General features: G+C 70.3%; 1 protein-coding gene. It reads left to right on the top strand.

Going from position 1 to position 444, the window contains the following annotated elements; all coding sequences use genetic code 11:
- The coding region (locus tag J5M58_RS27015) for an FAD-dependent monooxygenase (RefSeq protein ID WP_207880497.1) at nt 1–425 on the top strand (425 nt) is incomplete at its 5' end.
- Nucleotides 426–444 lie beyond the last annotated feature (19 nt).

A 444-nucleotide genomic window follows, 5' to 3' on the forward strand; every position in this document is an offset into this window, starting at 1 on the left:
GTTATCGCCTGGGTGCCTTCCGTCAGGTTGGGGCGCGCCATGGCTATCCGCTGAGCCTGATTGAGGCCGAAGAGCAGATTCGCCCGCACCTGGTGGTGCTGGGCAACGCCGCCCACAGCCTGCACCCGATTGCCGGGCAGGGCTTCAACCTGTCGCTGCGCGATGCCCAGGCCCTGGGCGACCGGCTGCTGCAGGAAGAGGCCGCGCCGGGCGATTTCGCCGTGCTGCAACGCTATCTGGACGGCCAGCGCCTGGACCAGCAGATGACCGTCGGTTTTTCCGACCGCGTCACCCGCCTGTTCTCCAACGCCCAGCCGCTGCTCGCCACCGGCCGCAACCTGGGGCTGCTCGGCCTCGACCTGCTGCCGCCGGCCAAGCGCTGGTTCGCCCGCCAGGCCATGGGCCTGGGCGCCCGCCCGGTGTGACAGCCCCCAGCCATAAGGA

The organism is Pseudomonas sp. 32_A, assembly GCF_017490905.1.
Classification (GTDB): Bacteria; Pseudomonadota; Gammaproteobacteria; order Pseudomonadales; family Pseudomonadaceae; genus Aquipseudomonas; species Aquipseudomonas inefficax.